Genomic DNA, 14,306 nt, shown 5'->3' with positions numbered 1-14,306 from the left:
GCGGGCCCGGGCCGGTCACCAGCGGGGCGGCGGCGGGGAGGTCAGTTCGTCGGCCAGGCGCGACAGGCGGTCCCGGAACCGGCGCCGGCCGCGCACCGCCGGCAGCGCGTTCTCGCCCGCCGCCGCGCTCACCAGGTGCTGCACGGCTTCCAGGTCGAGCTCCGACCCCGCCCCGACGGCCAGCGCGTCGTGCGCCATCGTCGCGAGGTCCCCCTCGGCGGCGCCCAGCGCCAGCACCGTCGCCCCGGCCCGCCGCGCGTCGTGCACCCGCTCCAGCAGTGTGTCGCCGGGCCCCTCCGGCGACACCACCAGCAGCGTCTCGCCCCGCCGGGCCGCCTCGATCCGTCCCAGGCCGACCGCGAGGTGCGCCGGGTCCGAAGGGCGCGCGTCATGGCGTACGAGCGTCGGCGCCAGCTCCGGCGTGCCGGACCACGCCGCCTCGTCCACGAGGTGCGCGGCCAGATGCCACGGCTCGTACTCCCGGGTGCCGACCAGCAGCAGCCCGCCCCCGTGCGACACCACGGACCCCCGCAGCACCCCGGCGAACCTGCGCGTGGCCCCCAACCACTCGGTCCCGGCGAGCACTTCGCGCAGCAGCGCGACCCGTACGGCATCCATGCCACGGCATCCTGCCGTAACCCGCCACCCTTGGCCCTCAGTTCACCGCGAAATCCCCCAGGCGGGGCACGGGACCGCATGACCGCCCCGCACCGGAGATCACCGGCGGGGCGAACGGGGAAGCAGTAGGGCGAAGCGCACCGGCAGAGCAAGGCGAAGCAAAAGGAGAGCCGTCCATGTCCGCAGCCACCGTCCCCTTCCGCGCCGGCCAGGAGGGGTACGCCAGTTACCGGATCCCGGCCGTCGTCCGCACGCACGAAGGCACGCTCCTCGCCTTCTGCGAGGGCAGGGCCGACTCCGCGAAGGACTGGGGCCACATCGACATCGTGCTGAAGCGCTCCACCGACGGTGGCCGCACCTGGGGCCCGCTCCAGGTCGCCGCCGACAACGGCACCGACCTGGCCGGCAACCCCGCGCCCGTCGTCCTCGACACCGGCCGCGTCCTCCTCGTCCACGTCCGCTCCGCCGCGTCCGCCTCCGAACACCTCATCCTGCGCGGCGAGGTGAGCGAGGCCGACGGCAGAAGGGTGTGGGTGCAGCACAGCGACGACGACGGCCTGACGTGGTCGGCGCCCAGGGAGATCACCGAACAGGTCAAGCAACCCGGTTGGCGCTGGTACGCCACCACACCCGGCCACGGCCTCCAGCTCGGCACCGGGCGGGTCGTCGTCCCCGGCAACCACACCCTCCCGCCGACCGGCACCGACGTCGGTGACGAGGCGAAGTACAACAGCGGCCACTGCCTGCTCAGCGACGACCGCGGCGAGAGCTGGTACCTGGGCTACCTGGAGCAGAACACCAACGGCTACATCAACGCCAACGAGACCACCGCCGCCGAACTCCCCGACGGCCGCGTCTACTTCAACACCCGCAACGACTCGCCGTCCCCCGGCAACCGTGCCGACGCCCACTCCGAGGACGGCGGGAGGACGCTGCGGCGGCCCTTCCGCCCGCAGGCGGGCCTCGCCGGACCCGTCTGCCAGGCCGCTCTCCTGCACCTCGGCGAGCCCGACGTGCTGCTGTTCTCCGGCCCCGCCTTCCCCGGCGGCCGCGGCCTGATGACCCTCCGCGCCTCCACCGACCACGGCACCACCTGGCGCGACGCCCACACGATCGACGGACTCCCCGCCGCCTACTCCGACCTCGTCCGCGTCGACGACCACACGGTCGGACTCCTGTACGAGACAGGCGACTTCGGGGCGTACGAACGGATCGCCTTCCGGCGGCTGCCCGTGACGCGCCTCACCTGAGCCCGCGGGCCGGTGGAGGCGGACGTAGAGTCGGGCCCATGACCTCTACGGACAGTGCTGCTGCTGAGAAGCAGCCCGCGAAGGCCCCCGCCAAGGACCCCTGGGACCTGCCCGACGTCTCCGGGCTGGTCGTCGGTGTGCTCGGCGGGACCGGGCCGCAGGGCAAGGGCCTCGCCTACCGGCTCGCGCGGGCCGGCCAGAAGGTGATCATCGGCTCGCGCGCCGCCGAGCGCGCCCAGGCCGCCGCCGGGGAACTGGGGCACGGCGTCGAGGGCGCGGACAACGCCGAGTGCGCCCGGCGCAGCGACGTCGTGATCGTCGCGGTGCCGTGGGAGGGCCACGGCAAGACGCTCCAGGCGCTGCGCGCGGAACTGGCGGGCAAGCTCGTCGTCGACTGTGTCAACCCGCTCGGCTTCGACAAGCAGGGCGCCTACGCGCTGAAGCCCGAGGAGGGCAGCGCCGCCGAGCAGGCCGCCGCCCTGCTGCCGGACTCGCGGGTCGCCGCCGCCTTCCACCACCTGTCGGCCGTGCTGCTCCAGGACCCCGGGATCGCGGAGATCGACACCGACGTCATGGTCCTCGGCGAGGAGCGGGCGGACGTGGAGATCGTCCAGGCGCTGGCCGGCCGCATCCCCGGCATGCGCGGCATCTTCGCCGGACGGTTGCGCAACGCCCACCAGGTCGAGTCCCTCGTGGCCAACCTGATCTCCGTGAACCGCCGCTACAAGGCCCACGCGGGCCTGCGGGTCACGGACGTATGACCCCATGGGGGACACTGGTGGGCAGCACACACCGCACCACCGTGACCAGCAGTGTCCCCCGACAGGAGCCGACCACCATGCCTCCCGTGCCCCCACCCAGCCAGGCCCGGCGACTCGCCCTCTACGCCCTCGCCGTCTGCCTGCTCGCGGTCGCCGCTGCCGTGATCTCCTTCGCGCAGGGCAGCTGGCTGGGCATCGTGTGGGTGCTGCTGGCGGGCCTGTCGTCGAACATGGCCTGGTACTACGGGAAGCGCGGCAGGGCCGCCCGGGGCGACTCCGTCACGGGCTGACCGAGCAGTACTCGTTCGTCCCGAGCCAGAAGCGGTACAGCTCGTACCCGCAGTAGGTGTCCGCTTCGCTGACGCCGAGGCCTCGCAGCACCGCGTCGACGACGTCGAAGAACGCGCCGTTCAGCGCCGGGATCCACAGCAGCGCGAAGACGAACAGCAGCCCGAACGGCGCGAACGGCTCCACCTGCCGGCGGACGCCGTACGACAGCCAGGGCTCGACCACGCCGTAGCCGTCCAGGCCCGGCACCGGCAGGAAGTTCAGGATCGCGGCCGTCACCTGGAGCAGCGCGAGGAACGCCAGCGCGTACCGGAAGTCCCGCGGCACCCCGTCCAGCGCGTCCAGCCAGAACGGCGCCGTGCACACCATGGCGAAGAGCACGTTCGTCAGCGGCCCGGCCGCCGAGATCAGGCTGTGCTTCCAGCGGCCCCGGACCCGCCCCCGCTCGATGAACACCGCCCCGCCCGGCAGACCGATCCCGCCCATGATCACGAACAGTACGGGCAGCACGATGCTCAGCAGCGCGTGCGTGTACTTCAGCGGGTTGAGCGTGAGGTATCCCTTCGCGCCCACCGAGATGTCCCCGCCATGCAGCGCGGTCCGGGCGTGCGCGTACTCGTGCAGGCACAGCGACACGACCCACGCGCCGGTCACGAACAGGAACACGGCCACCCCGGGCTGCGCCGCGAACCCGGTCCAGGTGGCCCACCCGGTCACCGCCGTGACGGCCAGGATCCCGAGGAAGACGGGACTGATCCGCCGTTCGGCGCGACGGGAGGCGGCGGTGGTCATGGGAAGGCTCCTGGGGCGAGGCGGGCGGTGCGGGGTCGACCGTACCGGTGGTGCCGGAGGAACGGCACCGGGCGGTGGGAGGTTCCTGCGCGGCTCCCGGATCCGGCACGCGCGGTTCGTGCCCGCGTAAACCTGGAGGCGGTCCCTTGGCCGGAGCAGTGACAATGGGTTCCGTGCGCTATCGCATCCTCGGCACCACACAGGCGGTTCGCCCCGACGGTTCGGTCCTCTCGATCGGCGGGGCGCGCTTGCGTGCGCTGCTCACCGTGCTGGCGCTCAGGGCCGGACGGGCCGTGCCCGTGGGGCTGCTCGTCGAGGAGGTGTGGGACGGGGACCCGCCCGCCGACGCGGCCGGGGCACTCCAGGCGCTCGTCGGACGGCTGCGGCGGGCACTGGGGGCCGAGGCCGTGGCCTCGGCCGACGGCGGGTACCGGCTGGCCGCCGCGCCCGACGACGTCGACCTGCACCGGTTCGAGCGGCTCGCCGACGAGGGCGCGCGGGCGCTCGCCGACGGGGACCCCGCCAAGGCCGCCGTCCTCCTCGACGACGCCCTCGCCCTGTGGCACGGCCCCGCGCTCGCCGACCTGCCCGACCGCGCCGCCGAGGCGGCCCGCTGGGCCGCCCGCCGGCTCGACGCCAGGCGTGCCCGGCTCGCCACCGCCCTCGCGCTCGGCCATGCCGAGCAGGTGCTGCCCGAGCTGACCGCCCTGTGCGGGAACCACCCCCTCGACGAACCCCTCCAGGCCCTGCGCCTGCGCGCCCTGCGTGACGCGGGCCGCACCGCCGAGGCACTGGCCGCCTACGAGGACGTACGACGACTGCTCGCCGACCGGCTGGGGGCCGACCCGGGCCCTGAGCTGCGCGCCCTGCACGCGGACCTTCTTGTCCACCCGGGCGCGGACCCGTCAGTCCCCGTTTCCGGCGCGGACCCGACTTCCCCGGCGCCCGGCGTCGATCCGTCGGCCTCCGCCTCCGGTGCCCCGTTCGGTCCCGGGTCCGGCGCGGACCCCGCGACCCGCGTCCCGGGTGCCGCCGCATCGCCCCATGCCCCCCGCGTGAATCCGTCGGCCTCCGCCTCCGGTGCCGGCCAGTCGCCTCATGCTCCCGGTGCCGCCCGGTGGGGCTTCGTGCCCGGCGTGGACAACGCGGTCGTTGCGTCCGGGGCCGCCGCCGCGGTCGGTGACCGCACGTCGCCCCCGGGCAATCTGCGGGCCCGTCTCACCTCGTTCGTAGGGCGGGCCGACGACATCGAGGCCATCCGTGGTGATCTCGCCACCGCGCGGCTCGTCACGCTGCTCGGGCCCGGCGGGGCGGGCAAGACCCGGCTGTCGCAGGAGGCCGCCGAGAACGTACGGGACACGGCCCCCGACGGTGTGTGGCTGGCCGAGCTGGCGCCGGTCGAGGACCCCGCCGCCGTCCCCGAGGCCGTGCTCACCGCGATCGGCGCCCGCGAGACCGTGCTGCACGGCGCCGGCGCCGAGGAGTTCCGCGCCGCCGTCGCGGACCGGCACGACGACCCCGTCGCGCGTCTCGTCGAGCACTGCGCCCGGCGCCGCATGCTGCTCGTCCTCGACAACTGCGAGCACGTCGTCGACGCCGCCGCCCGCCTGGCGGAGGAACTGCTGGCGCGGTGCCCGCACCTCACGGTCCTCGCCACCAGCCGGGAACCCCTCGGCGTGCCGGGGGAGGTGCTGCGGCCCGTGGAGCCGCTGCCGGAGCCGTACGCCCTGCGGCTGCTCGCCGACCGCGGCTCCGCCGCCCGTCCCGGGTTCCGCGTCGGCGACGACCCCGAGGCCTGCGCCGAGATCTGCCGCCGCCTCGACGGCCTGCCCCTCGGCATCGAGCTCGCCGCCGCCCGGCTGCGGATGCTCACCCCCCGCCAGATCGCCGACCGGCTCGACGACCGCTTCCGCCTGCTCACCTCCGGCAGCCGGACCGTCCTGCCTCGCCAGCAGACGCTCCGTGCCGTCGTCGACTGGTCCTGGGACCTTCTCGACGAGGGCGAACGGGAGGTACTGCGCCGCCTTTCCGTGTTCGCCGGCGGCTGCGACCTCGCCGCCGCCGAGGCCGTGTGCGGGCCCGCCGCCCTGGACGCGCTCGGCTCCCTCGTCGACAAGTCGCTCGTCGTCGCCACCCCGACCGCGGACGGCGAGATGCGCTACCGGCTCCTGGAGACCGTCGCCGAGTACGCCGGCGAACGCCTGGACGAGGCCGGCCGGCGCCGCGCCACCGAGCGCGCCCACCTGACGCACTACCGCGAACTCGCCCGCACCACGGACCCGTTGCTGCGCGGCCCCGGCCAGCTCGCCGCCATCGAGCGGCTGGAGCGCGAGTACGAGAACCTGCGCACGGCGCTGCGGCACGCCGTCGCCGAACACGACGAGCAGGAGGCGTTGTGCCTGGTGCTGTCGCTGGTCTGGTACTGGCAGATGCGCGATCTGCGCATCGAGGCCCGCACCTGGTGCCGCGCGGCCATGGACCTCGGCCCCGACCCCTTCGCCGAACCGGTCTCCAAGGCCGCCCCGGTGCGGGAGCGCTGCACCGCCGAACCTCCCCCCATGACCGGGGAGGTCCTCGAGGAGGCCCGGCGCGGCGTCCACCTGGGGCACCTCGCCTGCATGGACACCGAACTGGACACCTGGCAGACCCCCGAGGCCCAGCGCAAGCTGCGGACCATCGCCGAGGTCTACGAACCGGGGCTGCCGCAGACCTGCCGCAGCCCCGGCATGCTGTCCTTCTACGCCGTGATGCTGACCGGCGACATGGAGCGGCTGGCCACGCTCATCGACGCCGCCGTCGACACCTGCCGCAGCACCCCCGACTTCGACTGGGAACTGGCCGCCAGCCTGCAGATCCGCGCCAACATCCTCGCCAACCGTCCCGACCGGGCGACCGAGGCCGGCCGGGACGCCGACGAGTCGCTGGCGATCTACGACCGCCTCGGCGACGCCTGGGGCAGCGCCGAGGCGTTGTCCGCGCGCGCCGAGACCCTCGAACGCAAGGGGCGCCATCTGGAGGCCGCCGCCGACTACGAGGCCGCCATGGAACACGCCCAGCGACTCGGCGCCCGTGCCCAGCACGCGATCCTCACCGCCCGGCTGGGCAGCGCGCTGCTGGAGGCGGGCGAGGCGGAGCGGGGCGAGCGGTTGCTGCGCGAGGTGCTCGCCGCCGGGAAGGGCGCGCACAACGAGGCGATGCCGTTCGGCCGGCTCATCCTCTCCGGGTGGCTCAGCATCACCGGTCGGACCGCCGAGGCGCGCGAGCACCTGCGGATGCTGCGCGAGGAGTTCGTCATCGCCCACTTCGTCGTCTTCGACGCGTTCATCCTCGGCCAGGAGGCCTGGGTGGACGCCGCGGAGGGGCACTACGAGGCGGCCAGGGAGAAGATCCGGGGCGCCCTCGCGCAGGCCGACGACCCGCTGTCGAAGGCGATGGCTCCGCACTTGTTCTCCTCGTACCTGGTCGTCGCCGCGCTGGTGCTGGCCGGCTCCGACGGCGGACGGGAGGCCCGCGACGCCGCCCGCTGCCTGGGTGCGGCCGACGCGCTGCTGCCCCCCGGCCATCTGTGCTCCTCCCTGGAGCGCCGGGCGCGTGAGCGCGCCACGGCCGCCGTACGCGAGGCCCTGTCTGCCGGGGAGTTCGCGGCGGCGTACGCCGAAGGCGGCGGCCTCTCCCCGCAGGAGGCCGCCGCCCTGGTGTGAACGGTCGTGGCGCGACCGGTTCAGTTCTTCGTCTTGAACTTGTGGATCGCGACCGGCGCCATCACCGCCGTGATCGCCGCCGACCAGCCCAGGGTCACCCACAGGTCCTGCGCGACCGGGCCGCCCACCATCAGGCCGCGGGCCGCGTCCGCCAGCGTGGACAGCGGGTTGTAGTCGGTGAACGCCTGGAGCCAGCCCGGCATCGACGCCGTCGGCGCGAAGATCGACGAGCCGAACTGGAGCGGGAACAGCACCAGGAAGCCCATCGCCTGCACGGACTGCGCGTTCTTCAGGATCACGCCCAGGGTGAGGAACACCCACATGATCGACGAGGCGAACGCCGTCGACAGACCGACGGCCGCGAACAGCCCGAGCCAACTGGTGATGTCGAACCCGACCAGAACGGCGACGATCATCAGCACGGTCGTCGCGAACAGCATCCGGACCAGCTCGACCGAGATCTTCGCGAACAGCACCGAGCCGCGCCCGATCGGCAGGGACCGGAAGCGGTCCATGACACCGGAGTTGAAGTCCTGGCTGAAGCCGGTGCCGACGCCCTGGGACAGCGTCATGCTCATCATCGCGATCATGCCGGGGATCACGTACTGCACGTACCCGTCCTGCCCGCCGCCCAGGGCCTGCCCGATCGAGCCGCCGAAGACGTAGACGAACAACAGGGTGAAGACGACCGGCATCAGCAGCGCGTCGAACATCGACTCGGGGTCCTGCCGGATCCACAGCAGGTTGCGGCGGACCAGGGCCCCGGTGTGCCGCAGATGCCCGCGCAGCGTGATCCGCGCGTCGTCCTTCAGGCCGGGGACGGCGGTGGTCGCGGTGGTGTCGGTGGCGGCTGTGGCGGCGCTCATACGGCGACCTCCTCGCGGTCGTCGGCGGGCACGGTGTCCTGCGGGGCACTGGCGCGATGGCCGGTGAGGGACAGGAACACCTCGTCGAGGCTGGGCAGTTCGGTGCTGATGCCGGCGAGCGTGATACCGCGCGCCGTGACGGCGCCGACCACGGCGGTCAGCTGCTCGTCGCTCAGGATCGGCACCAGCACGGTGCCGCCCTCGGTGTCCACGGTGGTCGTGGCCAGCCCGGTGATGCCCAGCTCGTCCAGGGCGCCGGCCAGCGGCCGCAGCTGCGCCGGATCGGTCGGCCGCACCCGCAGCGTCCGCCCGCCGACCTTGGCCTTCAGCTCCTCGATCCCGCCGCTCGCGATGACCTTCCCCCGGTCCACGACGGTCAGCTCGGAGGCGAGCTGCTCGGCCTCCTCCATGTACTGCGTGGTCAGCAGGACCGTGACACCGTCCCCGACCATGGCCTTCACCTCGTCCCACACCTCGTTGCGGGTGCGCGGGTCGAGGCCGGTGGTGGGCTCGTCGAGGAAGAGCACGGCGGGCCGCCCGATCATCGACGCGGCAAGGTCGAGCCGCCGCCGCATGCCCCCGGAGTACGTCGACGCCGGCCGCTTGGCCGCGTCCGTCAGCGAGAACCGCTCCAGCAGCTCGTCGGCACGGGAGCGGGCCTCCTTGCGGGGCAGGTCGAGCAGCCGCCCGATCATGTACAGGTTCTCCCACCCGGGGAGCTTCTCGTCGACCGACGCGTACTGCCCGGTGAGCCCGATCACCCGGCGCAGCTGCCGGGGCTGCCGTACGACGTCGTAGCCGGCGACGGTCGCCTGGCCGGCGTCGGGCGCCAGCAGTGTGGACAGGATCCGCACGAGGGTGGTCTTACCGGCCCCGTTCGGCCCCAGCACCCCCATCACGGTGCCCTCACGCACCTCCAGGTCGACACCGTCCAGCGCCCTGGTCTCGCCGTAGTGCTTGACCAGCCCCCGCACGGTCACGGCCGCGCTGCTGGGTTTCTTGTCGATTCGTGTCATACCGCAGACACTCCCAGCCCCCACCGACAAACGCCCGACAGCCGACCGACAACAGACCGACGAACAACCGACGGCCGCCCCGGACAGCCCCCGCGGCCGGCCTACAGCACCGGCAGGCTCTTGCGCAGCTCGAACGCCGTCACCTCGGAGCGGTACTCGTACCACTCCTGGCGCTTGTTGCGGAGGAAGAAGTCGAACACGTGCTCGCCGAGGGTCTCGGCGACGAGGTCGCTGCGCTCCATGAGGGACAGAGCCTCGCCCAGGTTCTGGGGCAGCGGCTCGATGCCCATGGCGCGCCGCTCCGCGTCCGAGAGCGCCCAGACGTCGTCCTCGGCGCCCGGCGGCAACTCGTAGCCCTCCTCGATGCCCTTGAGGCCGGCGGCCAGCAGCACGGCGTAGGAGAGGTAAGGATTCGCCCCGGAGTCCAGCGACCGGACCTCGACCCGCGCCGAGCCCGTCTTGCCCGGCTTGTACATCGGGACGCGGACCAGCGCGGAGCGGTTGTTGTGGCCCCAGCAGATGTACGACGGCGCCTCACCGCCCGCCCCCGCGGTCCGCTCCGAGCCGCCCCAGATGCGCTTGTACGAGTTCACCCACTGGTTGGTGACCGCCGAGATCTCGCCCGCGTGGCGCAGCAGCCCGGCGATGAAGGAGCGGCCGACCTTGGACAGCTGGAACTCGGCTCCGGACTCGTAGAACGCGTTCCGGTCCCCCTCGAACAGGGACAGGTGGGTGTGCATCCCCGAGCCGGGGTGCTCGGAGAACGGCTTCGGCATGAACGTCGCCTGGAGGTTCTGCTCCAGCGCCACCTGCTTCATGACCAGGCGGAACGTCATGACGTTGTCGGCGGTGGACAGCGCGTCGGCGTACCGCAGGTCGATCTCCTGCTGGCCGGGGCCGCCCTCGTGGTGGGAGAACTCGACCGAGATGCCCATCGACTCCAGCATGGTGATCGCCTGGCGGCGGAAGTCCATGCCGACGTTGGTCGGGGTGTGGTCGAAGTAGCCGGAGTTGTCGGCGGGGATGGGCACCGTACCGTCGACCGGCTTGTTCTTCAGCAGGAAGAACTCGATCTCGGGGTGGGTGTAGAAGGTGAAGCCCAGGTCGGAGGCGCGGGCGAGGGCGCGCTTGAGGACGTAGCGGGGATCGGCGAAGGAGGGGGAGCCGTCCGGCATCAGGATGTCGCAGAACATACGGGCCGTGCCCGGCGTCTCCGCGCGCCACGGCAGGATTTGGAAGGTGGACGGGTCCGGCTTGGCGATCATGTCGGACTCGTAGACCCGGGCGAAGCCCTCGATCGCGGAGCCGTCGAAGCCGATGCCCTCGTCGAAGGCCTGCTCCAGCTCGGCCGGGGCCACGGCCACGGACTTCAGGAAGCCCAGCACGTCCGTGAACCACAGGCGTACGAACCGGATGTCGCGCTCCTCCAAGGTCCGGAGCACGAACTCCTGCTGCTTGTCCATCTTCCGATTCCCCATCCTTGCTGGTCAGGCGGTCCGTCTCCCGTCCGCGCACGGCACGGTCGGGCACCTGAGCATCCCACCACAACACCGTTTCGTGCGCGTTGCGCACCTTGATCGCCCGGCTGATCCCGTCCTGAACGCCTCCGGTACGGCAGGTGTACGGCTGTTGAGCCCATCTTGCCTGCTCGGCCCGGCATCCGTAATGCCCGGCCAATTCTGTGCCCTCCCTACGAGATCGTCGGCCTCGCCCACTACGATCAGCGCACCCGTCCGTCACCCGTTTCCCAGAAGGGCCAGCCCCATGGGTTCCGCCAAGAACAAGACCAGTGCCTCGCGCAAGGCGCGCATAGAGGAGATGCGGCGCGCGGAGCGTGCCCGCGAGCGCCGCAGCCGGATCCTCACCATCGTGGCCAGCGTGGTCGTCGTCGCCGGTCTGGTCGTCGGTGGCGTGGTGCTGCTCCGGTCGCAGTCGGACGACTCCGACACCGCCGGTGACTCCAAGAACCCCGGCAAGTTCGTCGCCGGCGCGGACGGCGTGCAGACGTGGCAGGGCAAGCTGGCCCAGAACCACGTCACCAAGAGCGTGAGTTACCCGATGAAGCCCCCGGTCGGCGGCGACCACAACCAGGTGTGGATGAACTGCAACGGCGACGTCTACACCGACGAGATCCCCAACGAGAACGCCGTGCACTCGCTGGAGCACGGCGCGGTCTGGGTGACGTACACGAGCAAGGCCGACAAGGCCGACGTGGACGCGCTGGCGGCGAAGGTGAAGAAGACGCCGTACACGCTGATGAGCCCCATGGAGGGGCAGAAGGCCCCGATCATGCTGTCGGCGTGGGGCCACCAGCGCACGGTGACCGGCGCGGACGACGCGGACGTCGACAAGTTCTTCCAGACCTACGTCCAGGGCAAGCAGACCCCCGAGCCGGGGGCGGCCTGCACGGGCGGGCTGGCGAAGTGACGGCGGCAGTGAGGCGGGAACCGTGAGGCACGCGCGGGCCGGATGGATCGCGGGGGCCGCGGCGGCGCTGCTCGTCGCGGTCGGCGGGATCACGTACGCGGTCGCCCAGGACGGCGGCTCCGAGGCCGGCGCGCCCGCGGCCGACTCCGCGGACGCCGGCTTCGCGCGGGACATGGCGGTGCACCACCAGCAGGCCGTGGAGATGTCGTACATCGTGCGGGACCGCACCGAGGACGAAGAGGTGCGGCGGCTGGCGTACGACATCGCGCAGACGCAGGCCAACCAGCGCGGCATGCTGCTGGGCTGGCTGGACCTGTGGGAGCTGCCGAAGGTGTCGCCCCAGCCGATGGACTGGATGGGCATGGGCGGCATGGCCTCCGGCGAGGACGGCGCGCTGATGCCGGGGATGGCGACCGACACCGAGATGGAGCGGCTCGGCAGGCTGAACGGCAGGCAGGCCGAAATCTTCTACCTGCAACTCATGACGGACCATCACAAAGGCGGCACACACATGGCCGAGGGCTGTGCGGACAGGTGCTCGGTGGACGTGGAGAAGCGGCTCGCGCAGGGGATGGTCGAGGGGCAGCAGTCGGAGATCGGGCTGATGGCGGACATGCTCAAGGAACGGGGCGCGACGGCCAGGCGGTAGCACGGCGCCGCGTGGGGCCGCCGGGGCCCGGGGGCGTACGGCGCCCGGTGGCGCCGCGTGGGGCGGCCCACACCCCCGCGACCCCCCATCGCGTCGCTCTGACGATTACACTGGCCCCGTGCCTCAACTACGTCTCGCCCTGAACCAGATCGACTCCCGCGTCGGCGACATCGCCGGGAACTCGGAGACGATCCTCACCCGGACCCGGCACTGCGCCGAGCGCGGAGCGCATCTCGTGGCGTTCCCGGAGATGGTGCTGACCGGGTATCCCGTCGAGGACCTGGCCCTGCGTTCCTCCTTCGTCGAGGCCTCCCGCGCGGCGCTGCGCTCGCTCGCGGCGCGCCTGGCCGAGGAGGGCCTCGGGGGACTGCCCGTGGTCGTCGGCTACCTCGACCGGAGCGAACGCGCACAGCCGAGATTCGGTCAGCCGGCCGGCGCCCCGCAGAACGCGGCGGCGGTGCTGTACGGCGGCGAGGTGGCGCTCACCTTCGCCAAGCACCACCTGCCGAACTACGGCGTCTTCGACGAGTTCCGCTACTTCGTGCCCGGCGACACCATGCCGGTCGTGCGGGTGCACGGCGTCGACGTGGCGCTGGCCATCTGCGAGGACCTCTGGCAGGACGGCGGCCGTGTGCCGGCGGCGCGTTCGGCGCGAGCCGGGCTGCTGCTGTCCGTCAACGCCTCGCCGTACGAGCGCGACAAGGACGACACCCGGCTGGAACTGGTCCGCAAGCGCGCCCAGGAGGCCGGCTGCACCACCGCCTACCTCGCCATGATCGGCGGGCAGGACGAGCTGGTCTTCGACGGCGACTCGATCGTGGTCGACCGGGACGGCGAGGTCGTGGCGCGGGCGCCGCAGTTCGCGCAGGAGTGTCTGATCCTGGACCTCGACCTGCCGGCCGCCGACCCCGATGCCCCGGTCGGCGTGGTGGACGACGGGCTGCGCATCGACCGGCTGGTGCTGTCCGAGGAGCCGCTGCCGGCGTACGAGCCGGAGCGGACGGGCGGGTACGCCGAGCGCCTCGACGACGACGCGGAGGTGTACTCGGCGCTGGTCACGGGCCTGCGGGCCTATGTGACCAAGAACGGCTTCCGGTCGGTGCTCATCGGACTGTCCGGCGGTATCGACTCCGCCCTGGTGGCGGCGATCGCCTGCGACGCGGTGGGCACGGAGAACGTGTACGGCGTGTCCATGCCGTCGAAGTACTCCTCCGACCACTCCAAGGGGGACGCGGCGGAGCTGGCACGGCGTACGGGGCTGAACTTCCGCACCGTCGCGATCGAGCCGATGTTCGACGCGTACATGGGGTCGCTGGGGCTGACCGGGCTGGCGGAGGAGAACCTCCAGTCCCGGCTGCGCGGCACGCTGCTGATGGCCCTCTCCAACCAGGAGGGCCACATCGTGCTGGCGCCCGGCAACAAGTCGGAGCTGGCAGTGGGGTATTCGACGCTGTACGGCGACTCGGTGGGCGCGTACGGGCCGATCAAGGACGTGTACAAGACGTCGGTGTTCCGGCTGGCCCGGTGGCGCAACCGGGCGGCCGAGGAGCGGGGCGAGACGCCGCCGATCCCGGAGAACTCCATCAGCAAGCCGCCGAGTGCGGAGCTGCGGCCGGGGCAGGTCGACACGGACTCCCTGCCGGACTATCCCGTCCTGGACGCGATCCTGGAGCGGTACGTGGACCGGGACGAGGGGGCCGACCTGATCGTGGCGGCCGGGTTCGACCGGGAGCTGGTGACGAAGACGCTGCGGATGGTGGACACGGCCGAGTACAAGCGGCGGCAGTATCCGCCGGGGACGAAGATCTCGCCGAAGGGCTTCGGGAAGGACCGGCGGCTGCCGATCACCAATGGGTGGCGGGAGACGGCCTGACGCGCGGGACGGCGTGACGCCGGGGCGGTGCGCGGCCGTTCGGGGTGCGGTGCGTGGCCGGGTGC

The 14,306-nt window shown here is 72.5% G+C and carries 12 protein-coding genes; 7 read left to right on the top strand and 5 right to left on the bottom strand.

All coding sequences use genetic code 11. The features are described 5' to 3' along the window. Window positions 1-15 precede the first annotated feature (15 nt). Entirely contained in the window at window positions 16-618 is a 603-nt protein-coding gene (locus AB0O67_RS09830; RefSeq protein WP_365448066.1) for a hypothetical protein, read from the bottom strand. Between the two features lie 176 nt (window positions 619-794). On the opposite strand from AB0O67_RS09830, the gene AB0O67_RS09825 reads away from it, so the two are divergent. From AB0O67_RS09825 to AB0O67_RS09815, 3 genes are all read left to right on the top strand, one after another. Beyond that, the gene (locus tag AB0O67_RS09825) at window positions 795-1,868 is read left to right on the top strand and encodes a sialidase family protein (RefSeq protein ID WP_365448064.1); all 1,074 of its coding nucleotides are present in this window, start codon (window positions 795-797) and stop codon (window positions 1,866-1,868) included. Window positions 1,869-1,906: 38 nt separating this feature from the next. After that, window positions 1,907-2,629: an NADPH-dependent F420 reductase gene (gene npdG, locus AB0O67_RS09820; protein WP_365448062.1), complete on the top strand. Its 723-nt coding sequence runs from the start codon at window positions 1,907-1,909 to the stop codon at window positions 2,627-2,629. Between the two features lie 77 nt (window positions 2,630-2,706). Beyond that, on the top strand, window positions 2,707-2,919 hold the full coding sequence (locus AB0O67_RS09815; RefSeq protein WP_365448060.1) for a hypothetical protein: 213 nt from the start codon (window positions 2,707-2,709) through the stop codon (window positions 2,917-2,919). Here the strand turns inward: AB0O67_RS09815 and AB0O67_RS09810 are convergent. Continuing rightward, window positions 2,909-3,709: a site-2 protease family protein gene (locus AB0O67_RS09810; RefSeq protein WP_365448058.1), complete on the bottom strand. Its 801-nt coding sequence runs from the start codon at window positions 3,707-3,709 to the stop codon at window positions 2,909-2,911. The genes AB0O67_RS09815 and AB0O67_RS09810 overlap by 11 nt on opposite strands. Window positions 3,710-3,873: 164 nt before the next feature. Here AB0O67_RS09810 and AB0O67_RS09805 point away from each other — a divergent pair, with 164 nt between their 5' ends. Further along, complete coding sequence (locus AB0O67_RS09805) at window positions 3,874-7,410, top strand: BTAD domain-containing putative transcriptional regulator (RefSeq protein ID WP_365448056.1); 3,537 nt, start codon at window positions 3,874-3,876, stop codon at window positions 7,408-7,410. Between the two features lie 20 nt (window positions 7,411-7,430). On the opposite strand, the gene AB0O67_RS09800 is transcribed toward AB0O67_RS09805, so the two are convergent. From AB0O67_RS09800 to AB0O67_RS09790, 3 genes are all read right to left on the bottom strand, one after another. After that, a complete protein-coding gene (locus tag AB0O67_RS09800; protein WP_365448054.1) occupies window positions 7,431-8,276 on the bottom strand; it encodes an ABC transporter permease in 846 nt (281 codons plus the stop codon). Then, window positions 8,273-9,292 (bottom strand): ATP-binding cassette domain-containing protein, encoded by a 1,020-nt coding sequence (locus tag AB0O67_RS09795; RefSeq protein WP_365448052.1) that lies wholly within the window; start codon window positions 9,290-9,292, stop codon window positions 8,273-8,275. Before AB0O67_RS09795 ends, AB0O67_RS09800 begins: the two co-directional genes overlap by 4 nt. Window positions 9,293-9,393: 101 nt before the next feature. Continuing rightward, complete coding sequence (locus AB0O67_RS09790) at window positions 9,394-10,755, bottom strand: glutamine synthetase family protein (RefSeq protein WP_365448050.1); 1,362 nt, start codon at window positions 10,753-10,755, stop codon at window positions 9,394-9,396. A gap of 301 nt (window positions 10,756-11,056) precedes the next feature. Here AB0O67_RS09790 and AB0O67_RS09785 point away from each other — a divergent pair, with 301 nt between their 5' ends. The 3 genes from AB0O67_RS09785 to AB0O67_RS09775 all read left to right on the top strand — a co-directional run bounded on the left by AB0O67_RS09785 (window position 11,057) and on the right by AB0O67_RS09775 (window position 14,241). Beyond that, window positions 11,057-11,719: a DUF3105 domain-containing protein gene (locus AB0O67_RS09785; RefSeq protein WP_365448048.1), complete on the top strand. Its 663-nt coding sequence runs from the start codon at window positions 11,057-11,059 to the stop codon at window positions 11,717-11,719. Window positions 11,720-11,741: 22 nt separating this feature from the next. Next, the gene (locus AB0O67_RS09780) at window positions 11,742-12,368 is read left to right on the top strand and encodes a DUF305 domain-containing protein (RefSeq protein ID WP_365448046.1); all 627 of its coding nucleotides are present in this window, start codon (window positions 11,742-11,744) and stop codon (window positions 12,366-12,368) included. Window positions 12,369-12,486: 118 nt separating this feature from the next. Then, on the top strand, window positions 12,487-14,241 hold the full coding sequence (locus tag AB0O67_RS09775; protein WP_365448044.1) for an NAD+ synthase: 1,755 nt from the start codon (window positions 12,487-12,489) through the stop codon (window positions 14,239-14,241). The last annotated feature ends 65 nt before the right edge of the window (window positions 14,242-14,306 follow it).

This window comes from Streptomyces sp. NPDC086077, from assembly GCF_040686175.1.
Classification (GTDB): domain Bacteria; phylum Actinomycetota; class Actinomycetes; order Streptomycetales; family Streptomycetaceae; genus Streptomyces.
Note: the sequence above shows the minus strand (reverse complement) of the source record. Positions and strands in the feature narration are given on the sequence as shown.